Here is a 22,132-nt window from a genome sequence, read left to right on the forward strand (position 1 = left end):
CCGCCGGAATGCCCACGACCCGATCAAACATAAATAAAATTTCATGCTTCGATAGCATTGTTTCAGACTTCACGACTTCCGGAATTCCATAATGAATGGACCGATTACACATTGGGAGTTTCGCGATGTATCAAACATTACTAGTCGAGGCAGTCCACGATTCCGGGCGGCAGGCGGTACGCTTCGATATTGGCTCGAACGCGGCAATCCTCGATGTCAAGGATATCGACTTGCTGATCGAACGTCTCGGTCACATTCGTTCGGGGCTGTCGCCGGCCTTACCGCAAGAACCGTCGCGCACGCATAACTATGTGATCGAAATTGATCCGTGCTGGTATCTCGACAAGAACCCGCTGTTCGACGGGGTCGTTTTACTATTGCGTCATACCGGGCTGGGTTGGGCCGGGTTCGCGATTCCTCAATCCAGTCTCGAACGCCTGCAGGACGCTATCGTCAAGCCTGTGCCACAGACATTCGAGGTGAGCCAGATACCGAGTTGACGATGCGTGCAGCCGGCAGGTTTGTCGGGCGCGCGCGGATGCAACGCTAGCGGCATTGCTAGAAAAAACCCTGAGGCTAGCCGATTTTATTGTCGTCTGGCCTTAAGGTGTTTCTATTCACGTCGCATTTCCATCCATAAGAAAAGGTCGACGCCACATGAAACCACGCGGCGTCGACCATTCCTGACTTAAACCGTGCAACTTAGAACCGGTGACGCATGCCAACCGTCACAGCCACTTGCTTGTTCGTGGAAGACGGGCTCAGGCCGTTGATCGCCGCATCGCCCAGCACCGTGCCATCGCCACCGGATGCGTGCTGAAACACACCTTCCGCGTACACGTCCGTGCGTTTGCTCAGGTCATAGTCAGCAAGCAGCGAGAACTGGTGATATTTCGGCTTGGCATCGCCGGCCGCCGTGTTGAACGAGCCGTTGGTGAACGTGTAAGCGCCTTGGAGACTCATGGCCGGTGTCAGCGCGTAACGCGTATTCACTTCATAGTTGTCCAGACGCAGGCTATTGCCCGACAAGGCCGTATAACCGTCGTTCATGTTGATCGCATCGAGGCCGTCAAGCTTCGTGTGGGTGTACACGAAGCCGACCGTGGCCGGGCCGAAAGCGTAGTTAACACCACCGCCGAACGTGCGTTGACGCGCAGCAACGAAGGTTGATGTGTTGTTCGCTCCTGACACCGCACCATTCGCGTTATCGCCCTGGCCGGGATTGTTGATCTGCAAATACGACGCAGCGATACTCAACGGGCCATTGGAGTAAGACGCGCCTGCGCTATAAGCACGATTGTCCGCGAACGCGCCCGCCTTGTTCGAAAAGCCGTACAAGCCGCCGAACTTGAAACCGGCGTAATCAATGCTCGCAAACTTCACCGAGTTGCTGATGCTGAAGCTGTTGTCCAGATTGTCGTTGTCGAACGGATGGGCGGCAAGGTTGTTGCCCAAGCCCTGGCCGGCTTCCGACAGCGGCGCCAGATAATCAACCGTGGAATCATATTGCTTGCCGAGCGTCACCGTACCGTACTGGTTCGATTGCAAACCCACATACGCCTGACGGCCAAAGATTTCGCTCGACTGCGCAAACGCACCGTTGTTCACATTAAAACCATCTTCCAACTTGAAGATGGCGTGCATGCCGCCCCCCAGGTCCTCGCTGCCTTTCAAACCCCACAGCGTGTTGCTGACGTTGCCGCTACCCACACCCCACGATTGACCCGACGAGGCCGTTCCCGGCGTGTGCGAGTTGTTCGCATACACCACGCCGGCATCAATCACGCCATACAGCGTGACGCTGCTTTGTGCATGAGCGGCTACGGCGAAAAGGCCGGAAACAGTTGCAGCCAACAGAACTTTCTTCATCTTGAACTCTCCACATAGATAACGGGTTCCGGGCCAGGAGGCGGCTTGCAATGCTGCGTGACTTGGACATTGCGCTTAAGCAAGGCCCACAACGCTTCGAGCGGGAGGACATGCAGCGTTGAGTGCGGCCCTGACCTCAGAGCATCGAAGTCTACGGAGCGAGCTGCGCCAGGCAGCGTGGTCGAACTGAATGACAGATTTTCAGTTTCCGCAATCAAGGCTTGGGCAATGAGCTCGAGCGCAGACGTGCGCCAGGTTGGCGCGATATTCTTGTTTTGTGGTGTTTCCATCATTGAGGGTTTGTGTGTATCGAACGCGCCACGCCGTTGATTTATGGTTGCCTTAAGAACAGCCGACAAAATTAAAAAAGACTTAATAAAGCAGGCGTGTCCTTGTTACGTCGCGAAGCAGATCATGCTCGCAGTCAAATCGATACAGGCTGCCCGTCATGAATCAGCTACAAGCAATGCGCGTGTTCACCCGCGTGGTCGATCTCACCAGCTTCAGTCTGGCCGCCAAGCAACTCGGCATGTCGGCCGCCGCGGTCACCCGTAGTATCAGCATGCTGGAAGCGCACCTGAACATGCGCCTCCTGAACCGCTCCACGCGCCGGCTCTCGTTGACCGAGGCGGGACAAGCCTACGTGGATGGTTGCCGCACGATCATCCAGCAACTCGATACGATTGAAGAGGGCCTCGTGCGCTCGACCCGCGATCTCAGCGGAACGTTACGCGTAGCGGCGTCGACCACGTACGCCGCATGCGGCTTGAGCAATCTGCTCGCGGCGTATCGCGCAGCGTATCCGCGCATTGGCTTTGACGTGACGACCTATGACTCGCCAATAGAGTTAATAGAAGGCGGCTTCGATGTTGGTTTTTCCGCCGATCGCAACCTGCCCAACTCGTCACTGGTATGCCGTCAGCTGACCACATTCAAGGAGGTCGCAGTCGCCTCGCCCGGTTATCTCTCTCAACACGGCACGCCCGTGAATCCTGCGGCGCTCGCGCACCATCATCTGCTGTCGATCTCCGACGGCTCCGCACGCAATTGGGAGTTCTCGGACCAGAACGGCGTGTATCGCGTGGCGACGGGCAACGCGCTGCATGCAACCAGCAGTGCAACGGTTCGTTCCGCAGCGCTGGCGGACATGGGGATCGCGTTGCTGCCAGTACCGCTCGTGAAGGACGACCTGGCAAAGGGCCTCTTGCTTCCCATCCTCGGCCAGTTTCAGATTGCGGGTGGCGTGCGCCAGGTGTCCATTCTCTACACGGGCCGCAACTATCTGGCGGCGAAGGTCCGGCATTTCATCGACTTCTCGGTGAGTCAGTACCGTGCCCCCGATTACGCGGTGGGACTGCGTGCCGCCGCGTAACGTGCATTCCGTGCATCCCCCACTCTGGAGCGCGTTGTAATGCCGAAAGTACTTGCCATAGAAGACGACGAACTGATGGCGCAGGAAGTGTTGCGTGCATTACCCGCACCGGGCTATACGGTCCAGGTTGCCCGCACAGGCCGCGACGGTATCGCCAAGGCCATTGGCGGCGGTTACGACATCGTCACGCTTGATCGCATGTTGCCGGACCTGGATGGTCTCACCATTGTGACGACCATGCGAGGCGTTGGCATAGACACGCCTGTGTTGGTCGTCAGTTCAATGAGTCACGTGGATGATCGCGTGCGCGGGCTACGGGCAGGTGCCGACGACTATCTCACCAAGCCCTTCTCTCACGATGAAATGCGCGCCCGAGTGGAAGCCTTGCTTCGACGCAAGGCCGGACCTGCATCCGACGACACAGTCTTGCGCGTGCATGGTCTTGAGCTCAATCTCGTGCGCCGCCGCGCCACGCTTCACGGTCGCGTGCTTGACCTGCAGCCGACCGAGTTTCGCGTACTCGAATTCATGATGCGTCATGTTGGCCAGGTGCTGACACGTACCATGATCTTCGAGGGCGTGTGGGGCTGCCGTTTCGATCCGGGCACCAACCTGATCGATGTCCACGTGGGGCGTCTGAGAAAAAAAGTGGACGACTCCAGTGGCCGCCCAGCGATTCGCACGATTCGCGGCTCAGGCTATTTGCTGGACTAACTCCTTCAACATCGAGCGTAACCACAAGGTGTTTGGCGCCTTGTGACTGCGCTCGAATTTTGTCATGCCCTCCTCCTTGCCGAAACTAAAACTAGTTTCATTTTTCCCGCGCGTGGGTGTTAACCCGATCCTTCCAGAATGACTGACACCGGCGCTGTCATCGGGCAATCAGTCCGATTTCTTTAAGCCATCAAGTCACTAATGTCAGCGCGAACCATGCGCGCCCTGCACGGAGCCGTTCTCAATGTTGAAAATTGTCCGATTAGCTTTGACTCGGCCCTATACGTTCATCGTGCTGGCGATGCTGATCGTGTTGATCGGCCCGCTCGCGGCACTCCGTACGCCGACGGACATCTTCCCCGATATCCGCATTCCCGTCATCAGTGTCATCTGGAACTATGCAGGGCTTCAACCGGACGACATGTCGGGACGGATTGTCACGTACTACGAACGTACCCTGGGAACCACTGTCAACGACGTCGAGCATATTGAGTCGCAGTCGTTCAGCGGTTATGGCATCGTCAAGATCTTCTTCCAGCCGACCGTCGACATCCGGACGGCGACTGCTCAGGTAACTTCGGTCTCGCAGACGGTGCTCAAGCAAATGCCGCCGGGCATCACGCCACCTCAAATCCTGAACTACAACGCATCGACAGTTCCGGTCCTGCAGATCGCACTCACCAGCAACACACTTGATGAGCAGAAGCTCGCCGACTACGCTACCAACTTCATTCGACCTGCGCTGCTGAGCGTACCCGGCGTGGCGATTCCGACGCCGTATGGCGGCAAGACGCGAGAGGTACAGATCGACCTCGATCCGAACGCATTGCAGGCGGACCGGCTGTCCGCTACGGACGTCGCGAACGCGTTGGCGCAGCAAAACCAGATCGTGCCGGCGGGGACCGAGAAGATTGGCGACTTCCAATACAACATCAAGCTGAACAACAGTCCGCTTGCGCTTGACGAACTCAACAACCTGCCCGTCAAGACCATCAATGGCGCAACCATCTATATCCGGGATATAGCACACGTTCGCGACGGCAATCCTCCGCAGAGCAATATCGTGCGTCTCGACGGCCACCGCGCCGTGCTGATGAGCATTCTGAAAAACGGTTCGGCCTCCACGCTCGACATTATCGCGGGCGTCAAGGCGAAGCTGCCGCTGATTCGCGAGACCCTGCCGCCTGGCCTCAAGCTCGAGACCATGGGCGATCAGTCCGTATTCGTGAAGGGTGCGGTTAGCGGCGTGGCGCGCGAAGGCATCATTGCCGCTGCCCTCACCTCGCTCATGATCCTGTTGTTCCTGGGAAGCTGGCGCTCCACGCTGATCATTGCGTCGTCCATCCCGCTTGCCGTGCTAGCCGCTATTGCAGCGCTTTCGGCGATGGGCGAGACGCTTAATGTCATGACGCTCGGAGGACTCGCGCTTGCGGTGGGTATTCTCGTCGACGACGCGACTGTCACCATTGAAAATATCAACTGGCATCTGGAACAGGGCAAGCCTGTCAGGGACGCAATCCTCGACGGCGCCGCACAGATCGTGACGCCTGCGCTGGTCTCACTGCTGTGCATCTGCATTGTGTTCGTACCCATGCTGCTGCTCGACGGTATTGCACGTTTCCTGTTCGTGCCCATGGCCGAGGCCGTGATCTTCGCCATGATCGCCTCGTTTGTGCTCTCACGTACCTTCGTGCCGATGATGGCGCAATACCTGCTGCGGCCGCACGTGTCAGGCGGTCATGCGTCCGGTGAGCTTGCCGCGAGCATGGACCCGCACGGCACGACGCATCACGCGCCTTCGAAAAATCCGCTGGTCCGGTTCCAGCGCGGCTTTGAAGCACTGTTCGGGCGCTTTCGCGGCATGTACCGCATCCTGCTGGGGATGGCGCTCAGCAGCCGCAAGCTTTTCATAATCGGCTTCCTCTCGGTGGTCGCAGCGTCCTTTTTATTGTCACCTTATCTTGGGCGAAACTTCTTTCCGAACATCGACTCGGGTGAAATCGCGTTGCATGTGCGGGGTCCGGTCGGCTTGCGGATCGAGCAGACCGCAGACCTCTTCGATCATGTCGAGGACACCGTTCGCCGGACCATTCCGCCGAACCAGTTGCGTGCTGTCATCGACAACATCGGCCTGCCCAACAGCGGCATCAACATAACCTATAACAACAGCGGCACGATGGGACCTTCAGACGGCGACATCCTCATCTCGCTTAACGAGGACCACGCGCCAACGGCCGAGTACGTCAAGAAATTGCGCAGGCTGCTGCCGCGTGCCTATCCGGGTGTGACCTTCTCGTTCCTGCCGGCCGACATCATTTCGCAAATTCTTAACTTCGGTTCACCCGCCCCGATCGATATCCAGGTCGCCGGTCCGAATCAAGCCGGCAACTACGCGTATGCGCAGCAACTACTGCGCAAGGTACAACTGATTCCGGGCATTGCCGACACGCGTATTCAACAGGCCACAACCTATCCGCAGTTCACCGTCTCGGTTGACCGGACACGTGCCAACGAACTGGGCATCACCGAGGGCGACGTAACCAACTCGGTAGTGGCCAATCTCTCGGGCACGAGCCAGGTGGCGCCGACCTACTGGCTCAACCCGCTCAACGGCGTGTCGTATGCGGTGGTTGCGCAAACCCCGGAATACCGCATGACCTCGCTCAACGATCTCGGCAACCTGATGGTCACCGGCAAAACCGGTGAGGCACAGATTCTCGGCGGCATCGCTACGATAAAACGCGGCGTGGGTGATGCGGTTGTCTCGCACTACAACATCCAGCCCCTGTTCGATATCTATGCGACCACGCAAGGCCGGGATCTCGGCGCCGTTGCGGCGCAGATCAACTCGGTCGTGCACCAGACCACGAAGGAAGTACCGAAGGGGTCGCAAGTGACCGTGCGTGGCCAGGTTCAGACCATGAACAGCGCGTTCATGGGACTGGGCCTCGGCCTGGTCGCGGCAATCGTGCTGATCTACTTGCTGATCGTGGTGAACTTCCATTCGTGGAGTGATGCGTTCGTGATCGTGACCGCCTTGCCAGCGGCACTAGCGGGCATCGTGTGGATGCTGTTCATTACGCATACGCCACTGTCCGTCCCTGCGCTGACTGGCGCGATCCTTTGCATGGGGGTGGCCACGGCGAATTCCATTCTGGTCGTCACCTTCGCCCGCGAACGGCTCGCCATTACCGGCAACGCACTAGTTGCCGCGATGGAAGCAGGCTTCACGCGGTTTCGCCCGGTGCTGATGACTGCGCTCGCGATGATCATCGGGATGTTGCCGATGGCTTTGGGCCTCGGCGACGGCGGCGAACAAAACGCCCCGCTCGGGCGTGCGGTGATCGGCGGCCTGATGTGCGCCACTATCGCCACGCTGCTGTTCGTCCCCGTCGTATTCAGCCTTGTGCATCGCAACGACAAGACTCAAGAGGATCACCAACTTTCCGGATCGGGAGAATCGCATGTCCACTGAAATTGAAATCAATCCCCCTAAGCGCTTGCGTCATCTGAAGTTGGTCAGCGTGATCGTCGCGTTGATTGCCGCGGGGGTGGTGACCGACGGCATCATCAGCCGCTCGCACGCCGAGCGTGACCTGACGACCTGGACTGACGCGCAAGCGGTCCCGACGGTGGCGACCGTCACGCCCCAGTTGCCCGCGGCCGAGCAGTCACTGGAACTGCCGGGACAGCTCGCGGCCTTCGTCAATGCGCCGATCTATGCCCGCGTGTCGGGCTACCTGCAAACGTGGTACGCCGACATCGGCACGCACGTGAAGGCGGGTCAGCTGCTAGGCCTGATCGACACGCCCGATCTAGATCAGCAACTGCAGCAGGCACGAGCCGACCTCGCCAATACAGTCGCGAACGAAAACCTCGCGGCGACCACCGCAAGACGCTGGACGCAGATGCTGAAGCAGGACTCGGTTTCGCAGCAGGACGCCGATGAAAAGACCAGCGACCTGACCGCGAAGCAGGCGACTGTCGACGCCAGCCGCGCCAACGTCGCGCGCCTCGAAGCGCTCGAGTCATTCAAGCGCATCACAGCGCCGTTCGACGGTATTGTGACCGCGCGCAAAACCGACATCGGCGCGTTGATCGATGCGGGCGGCGGTACCGGCCCCGAGTTGTTCGCCGTCTCCGACGCGCGCCGCCTCCGGCTCTATGTGAACGTGCCGCAAAGCGACGCAGCAGCGATCAAACCAGGGCTCACTGCCAAGCTGACCGTGCCGGAACGTCCGGGCATGACCTTCGACGCGAAACTCGTGGATACCGATGACGCCATCACGCCCGCATCCGGCACGCTGCTGGTGCAGTTATCGGTGGACAATTCATCGGGCCTGTTGCTGCCCGGTGAATACACCCAGGTTCACTTCGCACTGCCGAACACAGGCAGTGCGTTGCTGGTGCCAGCCAGCTCGCTGATCTTCCGCACCAACAACATGCAGGTTGCGGTCATCGATCCAGACAACCACGTGCATTTGAAAGACGTGAAGATCGCGACGGACCTCGGCACCCATGTCCTGATTGCATCGGGACTGTCGGCAAGCGACCGGATCATCGACAACCCGCCGGACTCGCTTGCTGAAGGCGAACTCGTACGTAGAGCCGCGACGGCGGTGGCCACCGCGGCGACCGGGCAGCCGGAGCATGAGCATGGTTAAGCGCCGTCTCCTGGTAGCGGTGGCCTGCGCTGCCGCACTGAACGCGTGTTCATTCGCGCCCACCTACAAGGTGCCCGCCACGGCGATCCCCACCACCTTCAAGGAAGCCGGTCCGTGGCAACCGGCACATCCCGCCGATCGCATCCCGCGTGATGGCTGGTGGACGATGTATCGCGATCCGGCATTGAGCGCGCTCGAAGCGAAGATTGCCACAGCCAATCCGAATGTGGCCGCAGCGGTTGCCCGGCATGATGAAGCGAGCGCGGACCTTCAGGAAGCGCGTTCCGGACTGTTCCCGACCATTGGTGCTGAATCCGATGTCTCGCGGCAACGGCAATCGGATAACAGGCCGTTGCGCGGCACGGATCAGCCGACGGCTTACAACTCGGCCACGGTCGATGTCGGTATAGGCTATGACCTTGATTTGTGGGGCAAGGTGCGCAATCAGGTAAGCGCGGGCCGTTCACAGGAAGAAGCCAGTGCCGACGATCTCGCGTCGCTTCGCCTCAGCCTGCAGGCGAGCCTTGCGTCGACTTATTTCGAACTGCGCGGCCTCGATCAGCGCGCCAAGCTGCTCAACGACACCATCGACACCTACAAGCGTGCGCTGAAGCTGACCGTGAGCCGTCACAACGGCGGCCTGGCCTCCGGCATGGACGTGTCGCGGGCACAGACGCAACTCGCATCCGCCCGTGCCGCCGCCGACGATACCCAGGCGAGCCGCGCGCTGCTCGAACATGCCGTTGCGACGCTCACGGGAACGCCGGCATCGTCGTTCTCGTTGGCGCCGGACGTCGGGTTCAACTATCTGCCCCACGTTCCGCTCGGGCTGCCTTCAACACTCTTGCAACGCAGGCCCGATGTTGCGGCGGCCGAGCGGCAGGTGGCCGCGGCGAACGCAAATATTGGCGTGGCGAAGGCCGCGTTCTATCCTGACATTTCACTCGGCCTGGACGGCGGATATCAAAGCGATACCTTCTCGCCCTGGCTGGCGGCACCCAACGAAATCTGGTCGGTGGGACCGCAGTTGCTTTTCACTATTTTCGATGGCGGCAAGCGCAGCGCAGCCGTGGCCAATTCGCGGGCGCAACTCGCCGAGAATGGTGCGAAGTACCGCCAGACCGTGCTCGTCGCGTTCCAGCAGGTCGAGGACGGCTTGGCGCTGCTGCATCATCTCGGCGATGAATCGGTCAATGAGGATCAGGCGTTGAGCGCCGCGCAGCAGACGCTCGCGCTGGCGACGTCGCAGTATCGCGACGGTGTCGTGAGCTATCTGGATGTGGTGACGGCGCAGACGACTGAACTGACCGCGCAAATTTCGTCGCTGGACCTGCGTACGCGGCAGCTGACGGCCTCCGTTTCACTGATCCTGGCGCTGGGTGGGGGATGGACCGGGAAGCCCGCCTGAAGCTTATTTCAGCCGCAGAAGTGAGAACGCCGCCGGGGTGCAGTTCATGACCCCGGCGGCGTTTTTACGTCGTACCCCGCACGGGCAGAATCAGAAGCGCAGTCGGACCCCTGCTGCTACCACCGCCTGCTTGCCGTTCGAGGATGCGGCCAGATTGTAGATCGACGCATTGCCGAGTGCGTTCACGCCCGTTGCCCCGGTTGCATGCTGGTAGACGCCTTCAAGGTAGACGTCGGTACGGCGGCTCAGCGCGTAGTCCGCTTGCAGCATGAACGCGTTCCACTTCGGCGAGAGGCTCGACGTGGCGGTGTCGAACCTGCCGTCGGTGAACGTGTACGAGCCGCCCAGGGTCAATGCCGGCGTCAAGGCGTACCGAGCGTTCAGTTCATAGTTGTTAAACGTGAGCTTGTTGCCGGAAAGCGCCGTGTAAGCGCCGCCCTGCGAGATCTCGCTCGGGTCGTCGAGCGTCGTGCGCGTGAACACGGCGCCGATGGTCGCGGGACCAATGACGTAACGTGCACCGGCGCCCATGATGCGCTGGCGGCCGCCGACCAGCGTCGCATTACCGTCGCCGCTTGAGAGCGCGCCACCCGTGTTGGCCGGGGGCGTGACCCCGCCCGGATTGTTAGCCTGGAAGTACGCTGCAGCAAGACTCAAGGGACCGTTGTTATACGACGCGCCCGCCGTATAGGCGTTGTTGTTGCTGAAGCCATTCGATGAATTGCTGAAGGCGTACGCACCGCCAAACACGAGCCCGCCGTAGTTCACGCTGCGAAACTTCACCGCATTGTTCATGCGGAAGTCGTTGTTCAGGTTGTCATTGTCGAACGGGTGATCGGCTATGTTGCCGCCGAAGCCCGAGCCGGTTGCCGACAACGGCGCCACGAAGTCCACCATGGAGTCGTACTGACGGCCCAGCGTAACAGTTCCGTAAGCGGAGCTTGAAATACCGACCCATGCCTGACGGCCAAACTCGTCGCCGCCGTTCGAGAGCTTGCCGTTGTCGATGTTAAAACCGTTCTCGAGGTCGAACACCGCCGCGAGACCGCCGCCAAGATCTTCCGTGCCCTTCAGTCCCCATCGATTCGTGCTCACGTTGCCGCTTTGCAAGCCCCACGCGGCATTGCCGCCCGTTGCGGCTTTCTGGTTGGAAATATAGTCGATACCCGTATCAAGTGTGCCGTACAGGGTAACGCTGCTTTGTGCGTTCGCGGCTTGAGAGACCGCAGCCGCGATCAGGCTCAAGGAGGCGATCAACGCTTTGTTCATGTGTGCAATTCCAGGATGATGCGGCTGCTGTTCCGCTCCCCGGCACGGTGGAGACAGGATGGCGAAGTGCAGCCGCCCGACTCGCCATGCGGACCGGGGCAAATTTAGGCGGCGGGCATGACGTGGACGTGTCGGAATTGCGCTACTTCATGAAGAATAATTTATAAAGCAGACACAAAATATTTAATTTAGTTATCCGATGTTATTTAGCCGAAGTTTTTACGGTTCATAAACCGCTCTACATAAACAACTCTTCACATTTGAGCGTCTTTCCCGACAGGGCCGACTCGTTAATCTGCATTCACCGGACAACGATCGCAGCTCTGCATCGAAGCCCGGTCACTCATTAAACGGACTTTTAGGAAAGCACCATGAAAACCATGATGATCGCCCTCACCTTTGCCTGCACCGGCCTGGCCACCACTGGCTCAGCCTTTGCACAGAGCACGGCCCCGGCTCAGGCGCCTGTTCAGGTAGCCGCTCCCACCACCCTTGCCCAGACAGGTCAATGGGTACCCCCCGATGGAGAAACCATTGCGCCTAAAACACGCGCCGAGGTTTATCAGGAACTCGTGAAGTCCGAACAGGATGGCCAACTCGACTACCTGAACCGCACGTTGTACTGGCATCACTAGGCATGAAGCGTCAATCGCCGCCGGCCGTGACGGATGCAATGAGCGGGGGCGCGATAACCGTTCCCCGTGCCGCCGCCGCGGCTTTACGCCTTCGGTCATGCACTCCCGGCGCACATCCTGATTCGCCGCAATGCTTACGTTCAACCATAGATTCGAGTGACAGGCGTTTTCGCCAAGGTGATGCCATGAGCCGGTTAAGACGCATACTCTCCGCCCTGCGATTGCCACTGTGCGCACTGGCGTTGGGCCTTTCCCTCGCCGGTTGCGCGTCGATGCAAGGCGCGTCGACCGATCCTAATGCGTGTGTGGGGCCGGTGGATTACTGCCAGCCTTTCTTCGGTTCCTGATCTCGCCCCAACCATGCGTACGTGATGTGTAGCGTGATGCGCGTGCTGCCTGCACGGGAGTATCGCGCTTGCGAATTTTTACGCACTTTCAAACGTTTGATCGAGAAACGGAAAAGGCACGAACAGGCGACCGTTATGTCGTGTTGATCTGATAACCGAAGCGGCTGACGGTTTCAAGACGCGCACCGAAGGTATGCAACTCAAGCTTGCGGCGCAGCCGTGAGACAACCAGATTCACGCTCGACGGGTCCACGACGTCCTTGTCAGGCCACGCATACCGGATCAACTGGTCGCGCGCGACGGGGGCATCGGGCTGGCGCAGCAGCGACTCAATCAACAGGAACTCGCGCTTGGTCAGGGGGAAGCGCTTGTCTCCTTCCACCAGCTCCCGCGTAAGCGGATCCAGCCTCAATGAAAGGTCGAGCGTGGAGTCGCCCGAGCCCTGCGCCGACGATCGATACAACGCCAGCATCCGCTCCTGCATTTCGATAAACGAATACGGCTGCACGAAGCACGCGTCCGCACCAGCGCGCAGCATGCGCGCTCTTTCTACAGGCGTCGCGCGACCAAGGACGACCAGGATCGCGGGCGAACCCGGCAAACCCGCGAAATCGGACAAGAGCGTAGCCAGGTTGCAAATGGATTCAGTATCGACCGCCACGATCAGGACCGCGTCAAAGGTATCGTGCGATGCAAGATGAAGCCCGTCGCGCAAGTCGTCGGTCATTTGCAGGCTGTGCGCGCTTTCACGTAGAGCCTTATGCAGATAAGCGCCTTCAGCGCAGACGGTGGAAATGAGTAGAACTCGCATAGGGGTGGCTCTTACTCGTTAATCAGTTAATCAGGGAAACTCGACGATCACCATGCGCATCATTCGAGCGCGTGGGGCCAGCATTCGACCGTCATGGTCGTGCCGGGGGTGGTACCGGTACCATTCGCGCCAGCACGAAGCGCGAAATCGTGCAGCCGCATCACGGCCGACACAATGCTGAGACCAAGTCCCGAGCCTGCCAGATGACGCGTCTGATCGGCTCTGTAGAAGCGCTGCAATACCGCTTCCCGCTCGCGCTCCGGAATACCTGGACCATTGTCCGAAATGACCAGTACCGCACCCTGCGGATGATCCGTCAGTTCAATACGCACGGCCCCGTTGTCAGGCGCGAACTTGATCGCGTTGTCGAGCAAGTTACTGAATGCTTCGAATAGCAACGCCCGATCGCCATGCACCGTGGGAACCTGTTCGACCACCACCGCCCAGCTAATTCCCCGGTCCTCGGCGAGCGGTTCATACAGTTCGCTTAACTCATTAACCAGCGTAGTGAGATCCACCGACGAAAAACCACCACGCCGCTTCAATGCGCCAATCTCCGAAATGCGGAGCATCGCACCGAAACGATCGAGCAGCATGTCGGCTTCAACGCGCGCACGGTCGAGCATTTGAGCGACGCCGTCGTCCTGGATCACATGCATGCGTTCAGCCACATTGGCGAGCAAGGTGCGAATATGCGCGGCGGGAGTACGCAAGTCATGCGCTATTCCGTCGCATGCGCTCTTGACCTCCGTCATCAGCCGTTCAATTTCCTCGAGCATGTGATTCACCAGATGGGCGAGCATGTCCAGCTCGTCTCGTCCGCCGATCGGCAAACGCCGGTTCAGGTCACCCTCGGCGATCCGCAAGGTTACGTTGCGAATATCACGGACACGCCGCATCTGCCGAAGGTTGAGCAACAAGCCACTGGCTATGCTCACCAGCAAACATAACAAACCCCCACCAACCAACGCATTGATCATCGTCTCGCGAACGTGCAGCACTTGCGTGAGGTCGCGGGCCACCACGATCTGTTCGCCGCTCTGCCGCCGTATGCCCATGGCCCGCACAACCGGCGACTTTGCCTGGTTGGCGAGGGTCAGGCTGCTGTTGAGCGTATGACCTTGACGGTCGAGCGGCAGGTCTGACGGCAACACGCGGATATCACCGGCGAGATGCGTGCCGTCGGCGGCGAACAGCCCGAAGTAGTTTGTATTCAGGTGTTCGCCTTCCGTGCGCCGATGAATGGTCGCCGGAAGTTCCGGGTCATCGATGGACCCGAAGTAGAAGAGCTGCCAATGCAGCACCGAGTCCGCGTCGAACTCCATGCGCGTGGTTGCAGACCAGCCGATAAATCCGATCAGCACCATGACCGACAGCGCGAAGATCACGGCGTAGACCGAAAGCCACCTGAAGGTCGTGTTATGCCAGCGGCGCCCCAATTCTACGGGATGCGTTCGATTCGTTGAGTCAGCCAAGGTGTTCTTATAGGAGATGGATCACGTCAGGATGTAGCCCGAACCACGCACGGTCTGAATCGTTGCTGTAGCACCGGGGGGATCGATCTTCTTGCGCAAGCGTCCCATGTGAACGTCGATCAGGTTCGTGCCGGGATCGAAGTGATAACCCCACACTGCTTCGAACAGCATGGTGCGCGTGATGGTTTGGCCGGCGTGCCGCATCATGAACTCCAGGATCCGGTACTCGGTTAGCAGCAGCGACACTTCAATGCCGTCGCGTGTCACCTTGCGCGAGATCAGGTCGATGAGAAGCGGTCCTGCGTTCAGCGTTGTTTCATTGCGTGCGGGCGTCTCGCGCCGGCGTCGCAACAATACTTCGAGACGTGCGGTGAGTTCGTCTGAATTAAACGGCTTGGTCAGGTAATCGTCACCGCCTGCACGCAGGCCGCGAATGCGTTCGTCTACGTCGCCAAGCGCACTTAGCATCAACACCGGCGCCTGTACGCCAACCGTTCTCAAGGTGGTGAGGATAGTCAGGCCGTCGAGTCCCGGGAGCATGCGGTCGAGCATGATCACGTCATACTCGCCGCTCATCGCCCGGGCGAGACCGTCGGGTCCGTTATCTACCCAGTCCACCTCGAACCCGCATTTTTCAAGATTTTCCACGATCTCATTCGCTGCTAGCGGATCGTCCTCTACCGTAAGCACTCGCGTCGTCATTGTTCCCAATCCCAAGTCGGCACCGGCAGAAAACCGGGCACCATCTGCACTTCCAGAGGGTAAATGATGCCACAACCGACTCGAGGGGATCGGCGAATGAAATTGACGGACAGGCATCAGAAAGCTACCTGACCTTAATGGCCACCGCGAAAAACCACTGTATCGAGATAATTAAGCTGACCATCTTTTTCGGCGCGAACGAGCGAGCGCTCAACCTGCGCGCGGGTGAGCGTGGAAACAGGCGGCTTCCATGATTGGTCTTGAGCGGGTTTCGCCGGTGACTGGGCAAATGCTGAAGAACACACGACGCATGAGAGAAGGCTTGCTGCGAAAAAAAAATTTTTCATGTCGCTACTCCTGGGGAACCTATGAATTGAGCGCCGCTGTCCGCAAATGGCGTCGCGACGGTGTTGACGGTGTTGACGGTGTTGAGACTACGCGGTGACCCTTAACGGTCCGTCATCTGCTTCATGAAAAGATATTTACCGAAATGTGCTTAGGGCAAAACCTCTAAGGGCGCATCGAAAATTTTGTGAACCATTACTTGGCATGCCATGTCGAATTGGCGGCTTGCTTCGTCGACGCTTCGGCCACGGCCACGGTCATGCACGGCAATGCTCAGGACTTAGTTTGCGGACGGACTGGCCGGGTCGCCTGCGACCTGCGCCGGCATGCAGTCGTGACGAAATTCCTGGTGCAGCTTGGCTTCGGCGGTTTGCAGATTGTCCGGATATTCGTTGTCATCGGAAGTCGGCTGATACCCGACCGCTTCTAGTTCGCTTAACTCCTGCATCAGTTGTTTATGCGTGACGGTGTGCTTGAGCGGCGTGAACGGGTAGTCGTGACACTCGGCCTGCGTGAGACTTGGGGCAGCCAGGGCTGATGCGCTGGTAAGGGCGAGTGAAAACGTAATCAATGCAGCAGAAAGGCGTTTCATGGGTGTTCTCCGTAAAGTTAGCGGTGTTGAATAGTCGCCCGCACCCGACTGGTTTTGTTTAGCGACAGGTGACGAGATTCAGGATAGCGAACTGATTGCAACGGAAAGTCTGCTGTAACATGAAGAGTAATTTAAGGTTCGCTAAGGTAAGCACCGGGTAAGCACAGAGGCTGCGACGCAAGCTTGGGCCAGCGGTCAGGGTCAGCTGTTATCGAGCATGCCTTGAACGAACCAGCAACAGCACACTGTGTTCAGAAGTACAGGGGCCGGCGAATGGCGTGGCGTTAACACGCCGCTTGCATGAAGGCTCGCTTCCCTTACAAACCACATTTCATACGTCACGCCCTGCATGTCGGGAAGCCGCATCTTCACGCCCCTTTTTTTGGCGGCGCGTATGCGGCTTCTGCGCTGTGCCGGGGCAAAGTCCCGATACATCAATTCATATTCTTTGGAAGTTGGCTGTATCGGATTCACGACAGGCATCGTTCTTGTCCCTCTCCTCCTAAATCCTCAAGCGTTGCGCCTTTGCCTTGCCAGCAAGCCGCAACGGTCTTTAGCACGCGTTCTTCCGTCACCTGAAAGTCTGAATTTCAGTTAGTCGCCGCAGCTATGAATAACGGCTCATTAACCTCCGTGGGCGCTTTCATGAAGTCTTAATTTCGTCGGCAAGTTCGCGCGGCAGGAAACGACATCAAACGACATCAAGCGACACACACGCATCTGAATCTATACATTGGGATTGGAAAACATGAAGAAAACCTTGCTAGCCGCCGCGATTCCGGCAATTTTCCTGAGCACCGTCGCGCACGCGCAAAGCAGCGTCACGCTCTATGGCTTGATTGACGAGGGGTTTGACTTTACAAGCAACGGTCAAGGCCATCGCGGTTATGAAATGGTCAGCGGTGACACCGTGGGCAGCCGTTGGGGCCTGAAAGGCAGTGAGGACCTGGGCAATGGGTTGAAGGGAATCTTTCTCCTGGAGAATGGCTTCAATACGAACAACGGGCAACTAGGTCAAGGCGGTCTTGAGTTCGGCCGTCAAGCTTACGTTGGCTTGTCGTCGGCTCAGTATGGTACGTTCACCATGGGTCGCCAGTACGATCCCACCGTCGACATGTGGAGCGGGTTCACCGCTGCGGGCAACACCATTGGCGATCTCGCGGCACACCCATTCGACAACGATAACTCCGACTGGGATTATCGTATCCAGAACTCGGTCAAGTATGTGTCGCCGACTGTTAGCGGCTTTACTGGCGAAGCCATGTATGGCTTCAGCAACCAGGCAGGCGGGTTCGCGACGAACCGCATGTACAGTGCCGCGGGCACCTACAAGATGGGGGGCTTTGCCGCGGCGCTCGCGTACATGAAGACCAATAGCGGCGGAGCCAATGCTTCGGGCGCGGTGTCCAACGATACAACCATCTTTACGGCTGACTCGCAGCAGAATATTGACGCAGGCGTGTCGTACACCTTCGCGAACAAGGCGATGTTAGCGTTCGCGTATTCGCATGTGGATGTCTACAATCCGACGAGCAACCTGTACTTTACGGAGCAGCCGGTGGCGGGTACGCAGAACTCGTGGAAGTTCGACAACTTCGAAGTCAATGGCCAGTACTTCTTCAAGCCTGATTTCTGGATGGCGGCGTCTTACACTTATACGTTCGCGCACATTTCCACTACGACCGGACGGTCGATGCCCAAATACAATCAATTCGCCTTGATGCTTGACTACGACCTTAGCACGCGTACGTCGGTCTATATCCAGGGAGCTTATCAACACGTGAATGGCAACACGGGAACCCAATTCGACAATGCGGATATCCCGGGTTCGTCAGGCATCTCCTCAACCGGCAATCAGTTGATGGCTCGGTTGGCGATGACACACAGGTTCTGATTCTTTCGCGTTAGTGGGGCGACGCTGATCGTTGTCCCGCTTGCAGCTTGTTGTGTAAGTCCAAGCAACGAGCTGCAAGCATTTATTTATTGCCACCATTGCATCGCTAAGCGCCGAACACCACGGGCTTCAAACCAAGGTTCTGCCGTAACGTGGTGCCCTCATATTCCGCTCGAAACAAACCACGACGACGCATTTCAGGAATCACCAGCTCGGCAAGATCGTCAATTCCTTGCGGCAACGTTGCCGGACAAATATTAAAGCCGTCGGCGGCCCCACTCTCGAACCAGTGCTGCAGATCGTCCACCACTTCAGCCGGTGTGCCAATCAACACACGACAGCCATTTCCTGCCGCCACGGTCTGATAAAGCTGCCGGATACTCAGCTTGTCTTTACGCGCCAGATGCAACAGGTTTTCGGCAATGCTGCGCACCTGATTGCTGCTGATCGCAACCTCGGGCACGGGACCGTCGACATCGTAGGCGGACAGATCACCGAGATAACTATGCAGCATCGCGAGTCCGCTTAGCGGATCGATCAGTGCCTGGAGCGCATCGAATTTCGCCTGTGCTTCCTCGCGCGTCTTGCCGACGTACAGCGTGACCCCCGGCATGATCAGCAGTTGATCCGGTGTTCGCCCATGTTTAGCCAGGCGCGCTTTTACGTCGTCGTAGAAGGCCTTTGCGGGCGCCAGTTCGAACGCGTTGCTATAGATAACGTCCGCGTCCTTCGCCGCGAGTTCCCGGCCCGCCTCTGAGCCGCCTGCCTGGACAATGATCGGACGTCCTTGCGGCGTACGTGCCGCATTCAATGGCCCCCTGACGCTGAAATGCTTGCCCTTGTGGTTTAGCGTGTGCAACTTCGACGGCTCGTAAAACACGCCGCTTGCCTTGTCGCGGATGAACGCATCGTCCTCCCAACTATCCCACAGGCCTTTGACGACATCGACGAATTCATCGGCCCGCTCAAAGCGTTCCGCATAACCAAGATGCGTGTCGCGGCTGAAATTCCAGGCTTCCTGCTCCGACCAGGAGGTGACGACGTTCCATCCCGCGCGACCGCCGCTGATCTGGTCGATCGACGCGAACTTCCGTGCGACGTGAAACGGCTCGTTATACGTAGTTGATGCCGTAGCAACAAGGCCAATGTGCTGGGTACATACGCCAAGGGCCGCGAGCAGTGTCAGGGGTTCCAGTTCCACGTTGCGCATGTCCCGGCAGAGCGACCCGGCCGGTTCATCTGACGCGCGTATGCCGAGGCCATCGGCGAAAAAAATCATGTCGAGCTTGGCGGCCTCAGCCTTAATGGCGCTCTTCAGGAAGTAGTCGAAGTGCACGGCTCCGTCGGCAGGCACATCAGGATGCCGCCAGGCGGCAACGTGGTAGCCGAGGTAGCGCATCGACAAACCCAGCTTGATCTTGCGGTCGTTCAGCATGGCTAGTTTCCTTGATCGGGAAGCTGTTCCTCACAGGTGACGGCGGGCGAATCACCTGAAGAATCGCGGGTATTTGTCTTCGGCCACGTCACGGCATCGTCCGGATAATTTAGCTGAAAATTTCACCAGATCCTTATTGTTTGCTTGAAAACAATAATTTTTTGACAGAAACTTCATCACAGTGTAATTTTCAAAACACTGCTCATACAAAGATCTATAAGGCGAAGCCTGTGTCTGAAGACTCCGTGCCGCTGACGAACGCCCCTGTACACGAGCAAGACGTGGTCATCGGCGGTCGCTTGCGTGCCATGCGCAAGGCGCAGGACCTGCGCCTCAAGCACGTGTCAGAGCAAGCTGGCCTGTCCGTCAGCATGCTTAGCCAGATCGAGCGCGGCATCAGTTCTCCTTCCATTCGTGTCCTTCGCAGCATCTGCCATGCACTCGGCGTGGATGGCGCCGCGTTGTTCGACGAGCGTGGAGCGACTGCTCCGCAAGACGGACCAGGCGCGGACTTTGTCGTACGGCTCGCGGACCGCAAGCCAGTGAGCGTGGGCGGCGTCACTAAATATCGAGTGACACCGGCGGGTTGCTCGGTCATGGAAGGGTTCCTGATGGAGATCGGCGCGGGCGCTGTGTCCGACGTGAACTTCGTCCTGCAGACCGGCGACAAGATTGGCTACGTCGTGCGCGGCAAGCTGCGCCTGTTCGTTGACGACCAGGAAATGCTGCTGGAAGCCGGGGACATATATGGTTTTCCGTCAGGCCACCGGTATAGATGGGAGAACGGCTGGGAGTCGCCCACCACCATTCTTGTCATCAACAGCAATCACTTCTACGTTTAGAACGTTTGGAATTTCGCCCGGGCGCGGCCAGTCTTGTGCGCCTACTTAGCTGTACTGCACACACCGCGCGCTGACCGGCCGGTGCTCACTACACAAGACGTAAAGCACAGGACGCAAAGATGAAACAGGCGATCGGCAGTATCGGCTCGGGCGGCATTCCATCAACCACGCAAGCCTCCACGCACAAGATTCGTGACGTGGTGGCGGCGAACGTCGGCACGTTTTTCGAGTGGTTCGACCTGCTCGTCTACGCCATGTTCGCGATCACCATCTCGCGCCTGTTTTTCCCCACCGGCAACCCGCAGTCGGCCTTGTTATATAGCCTGCTGACCTTTGCGAGTGCCTACGTCATACGGCCCGTTGGCGCAGTCGTGCTGGGCATCTACGCCGATAAGCGCGGCCGCCGCGCCGCGCTGACCATTGCTGCGTTCCTGATGCTATGCGGCACCTTCCTGATGGCGGTGATTCCGACGTATCGGGTCATTGGTGCATGGGCGCCCGCCCTGCTCGTGTTCGGACGCTTGCTGCAGGGGTTCTCGGTCGGCGGCGAATTCGGCTGCGCCAACTCTTATTTGACCGAGCAAAACTCGCGCACGAAAGCGTTCTTCGCCAGCCTGCAGTTCTCGACCTCGGGCTTGGCGGTGCTGACCGCTTCGCTGTTTGCTTACCTGATCAATCATTATCTTTCGCAAGAGCAGGTCGATTCGTGGGGATGGCGCACGCCGTTCATCTTCGGCTGCCTGATTGGTCCGGTGGGACTCTATATACGCACCAAGATCAACGAGACGCGCGAGTTCGAAGAAGTCGCGGACACGCCGCATCGGCCGCTGGCCGAAGTCTTTACCTCTCACAAACGCTTCCTGCTCATTGGAGCGGCTGTGGTGGCGGCGGGGAACGTAGCAAGCTTTCTTAATATCTATATGCCGACGTTCGCCATCAATAACCTCGGGATAGCTAAGGACTCCGCTTTCATCGCATCCATCTTCAGCGGGCTTGTCAGCACGATCTTCCCGATCTTCGGCGGACTGGCTGCTGACCGGTTCGGCACCATCAAGGTCATGCGGATTGCGTTGATCGCCGGGTTGATCATGATCTTCCCCATGTTCTTCGTGCTGACGCATACGCCCTCGTTCCAGTCGCTGATCCTGTTTCAGTGCGCGATGTCGCTGGTGTTCTACAGCTTCTATTACGCGCCAGTCGGCTCGTTGCTGTCGCAGCTATTTCCAACGTCGTGCCGGACGACGGGTGTGTCGATCGCCTACGTTGCATCGCAGACGTTTTTTGGTGGCGTTACACCACTCGTCGTCGGCTTCCTTGTTGCGCAAACGGGCAGCATCATGTCGCCGGCGTATTACGTGATCGTGATCGGGGTAGTTGCGCTAGTGGGTTTGTCGGCAAGCCGAAGCCGCGCTCACTGAGATCAATCACCGCTTATTTTCAAGGACATAACATGCGTTCGACATTGCCTGCGAAGATCGACGTTGCGATCGTCGGGGGCGGCATTATTGGCATCAGCACGGCACTCGCGCTGGCGCGCAAAGGAGTACGCGTTGCTGTATTCGAAAAAGGCGCGCTCGCAGGCGAGCAGTCGTCGCGCAACTGGGGATGGATCCGTACGGTCGGGCGCGATCAGAAGGAGTTGCCGCTATCTGCCATCGCGAACGATATGTGGGCGGACATCCAGGCGCGCATCAACGTGGGTTATCGGCGCACCGGCCTCGCCTATCTGGCGGAAACGGACAAGGAGATGGCACGTCA

Annotated in this window: 19 protein-coding genes; 11 read left to right on the forward strand and 8 right to left on the reverse strand. The window is 58.6% G+C overall.

The features are described 5' to 3' along the window. Positions 1-125: 125 nt before the first annotated feature. The gene (locus JWR14_RS10675) at positions 126-500 is read left to right on the forward strand and encodes a hypothetical protein (RefSeq protein WP_299705641.1); all 375 of its coding nucleotides are present in this window, start codon (positions 126-128) and stop codon (positions 498-500) included. Positions 501-702: 202 nt separating this feature from the next. Here the strand turns inward: JWR14_RS10675 and JWR14_RS10680 are convergent, their stop codons facing one another. Then, complete coding sequence (locus JWR14_RS10680) at positions 703-1,869, reverse strand: porin (protein ID WP_299705644.1); 1,167 nt, start codon at positions 1,867-1,869, stop codon at positions 703-705. Positions 1,870-2,317: 448 nt separating this feature from the next. Between JWR14_RS10680 and JWR14_RS10685 the strand changes: the two genes are divergently transcribed. From JWR14_RS10685 to JWR14_RS10705, 5 genes are all read left to right on the forward strand, one after another. Next, positions 2,318-3,241 carry a LysR family transcriptional regulator gene (locus JWR14_RS10685; RefSeq protein WP_299705647.1) on the forward strand — a complete coding sequence of 308 codons (924 nt, stop codon included), beginning with the start codon at positions 2,318-2,320 and terminating at the stop codon, positions 3,239-3,241. A 39-nt stretch (positions 3,242-3,280) separates the two neighbouring features. Beyond that, entirely contained in the window at positions 3,281-3,955 is a 675-nt protein-coding gene (locus JWR14_RS10690) for a response regulator transcription factor (RefSeq protein WP_299705650.1), read from the forward strand. Between the two features lie 244 nt (positions 3,956-4,199). Further along, positions 4,200-7,430, forward strand: a complete 3,231-nt coding sequence (locus JWR14_RS10695) for an efflux RND transporter permease subunit (RefSeq protein ID WP_299705653.1) — start codon at positions 4,200-4,202, stop codon at positions 7,428-7,430. Then, entirely contained in the window at positions 7,420-8,619 is a 1,200-nt protein-coding gene (locus tag JWR14_RS10700) for an efflux RND transporter periplasmic adaptor subunit (protein ID WP_299705656.1), read from the forward strand. Before JWR14_RS10695 ends, JWR14_RS10700 begins: the two co-directional genes overlap by 11 nt. After that, the gene (locus JWR14_RS10705) at positions 8,612-10,027 is read left to right on the forward strand and encodes an efflux transporter outer membrane subunit (RefSeq protein WP_299705659.1); all 1,416 of its coding nucleotides are present in this window, start codon (positions 8,612-8,614) and stop codon (positions 10,025-10,027) included. Before JWR14_RS10700 ends, JWR14_RS10705 begins: the two co-directional genes overlap by 8 nt. Before the next feature lie 90 nt (positions 10,028-10,117). Here JWR14_RS10705 and JWR14_RS10710 read toward each other — a convergent pair whose 3' ends face one another. Beyond that, on the reverse strand, positions 10,118-11,296 hold the full coding sequence (locus tag JWR14_RS10710; RefSeq protein ID WP_299705662.1) for a porin: 1,179 nt from the start codon (positions 11,294-11,296) through the stop codon (positions 10,118-10,120). A gap of 371 nt (positions 11,297-11,667) precedes the next feature. On the opposite strand from JWR14_RS10710, the gene JWR14_RS10715 reads away from it, so the two are divergent. Beyond that, entirely contained in the window at positions 11,668-11,931 is a 264-nt protein-coding gene (locus JWR14_RS10715; protein WP_299705664.1) for a DUF4148 domain-containing protein, read from the forward strand. Positions 11,932-12,411: 480 nt separating this feature from the next. Here JWR14_RS10715 and JWR14_RS10720 read toward each other — a convergent pair whose 3' ends face one another. The 5 genes from JWR14_RS10720 to JWR14_RS10740 form a co-directional block, all read right to left on the reverse strand. Further along, positions 12,412-13,089: a response regulator transcription factor gene (locus tag JWR14_RS10720; RefSeq protein ID WP_299705667.1), complete on the reverse strand. Its 678-nt coding sequence runs from the start codon at positions 13,087-13,089 to the stop codon at positions 12,412-12,414. A 59-nt stretch (positions 13,090-13,148) separates the two neighbouring features. Then, the gene (locus JWR14_RS10725) at positions 13,149-14,564 is read right to left on the reverse strand and encodes a HAMP domain-containing sensor histidine kinase (protein WP_299705670.1); all 1,416 of its coding nucleotides are present in this window, start codon (positions 14,562-14,564) and stop codon (positions 13,149-13,151) included. Between the two features lie 21 nt (positions 14,565-14,585). Then, entirely contained in the window at positions 14,586-15,266 is a 681-nt protein-coding gene (locus JWR14_RS10730; RefSeq protein ID WP_299705673.1) for a response regulator transcription factor, read from the reverse strand. Between the two features lie 134 nt (positions 15,267-15,400). Further along, positions 15,401-15,613 carry a DUF4148 domain-containing protein gene (locus tag JWR14_RS10735; protein ID WP_299705676.1) on the reverse strand — a complete coding sequence of 71 codons (213 nt, stop codon included), beginning with the start codon at positions 15,611-15,613 and terminating at the stop codon, positions 15,401-15,403. A gap of 278 nt (positions 15,614-15,891) precedes the next feature. Then, the gene (locus JWR14_RS10740; RefSeq protein ID WP_299705679.1) at positions 15,892-16,203 is read right to left on the reverse strand and encodes a DUF4148 domain-containing protein; all 312 of its coding nucleotides are present in this window, start codon (positions 16,201-16,203) and stop codon (positions 15,892-15,894) included. 748 nt (positions 16,204-16,951) lie between these two features. Here JWR14_RS10740 and JWR14_RS10745 point away from each other — a divergent pair. Beyond that, positions 16,952-18,097 (forward strand): porin, encoded by a 1,146-nt coding sequence (locus JWR14_RS10745; RefSeq protein WP_299705682.1) that lies wholly within the window; start codon positions 16,952-16,954, stop codon positions 18,095-18,097. A gap of 106 nt (positions 18,098-18,203) precedes the next feature. Here JWR14_RS10745 and JWR14_RS10750 read toward each other — a convergent pair whose 3' ends face one another. Then, on the reverse strand, positions 18,204-19,532 hold the full coding sequence (locus tag JWR14_RS10750) for an LLM class flavin-dependent oxidoreductase (protein ID WP_299705684.1): 1,329 nt from the start codon (positions 19,530-19,532) through the stop codon (positions 18,204-18,206). Between the two features lie 230 nt (positions 19,533-19,762). On the opposite strand from JWR14_RS10750, the gene JWR14_RS10755 reads away from it, so the two are divergent. From JWR14_RS10755 to JWR14_RS10765, 3 genes are all read left to right on the forward strand, one after another. After that, a complete protein-coding gene (locus JWR14_RS10755) occupies positions 19,763-20,374 on the forward strand; it encodes an XRE family transcriptional regulator (protein ID WP_299705687.1) in 612 nt (203 codons plus the stop codon). Positions 20,375-20,493: 119 nt separating this feature from the next. After that, positions 20,494-21,792 (forward strand): MFS transporter, encoded by a 1,299-nt coding sequence (locus JWR14_RS10760; protein ID WP_299705690.1) that lies wholly within the window; start codon positions 20,494-20,496, stop codon positions 21,790-21,792. Positions 21,793-21,824: 32 nt separating this feature from the next. Beyond that, a partial coding sequence (locus tag JWR14_RS10765) for an FAD-dependent oxidoreductase (protein WP_299705693.1) occupies positions 21,825-22,132 on the forward strand: 308 nt, incomplete at its 3' end.

The organism is Caballeronia sp. (genome assembly GCF_028292365.1).
Classification (GTDB): Bacteria; Pseudomonadota; Gammaproteobacteria; order Burkholderiales; family Burkholderiaceae; genus Caballeronia.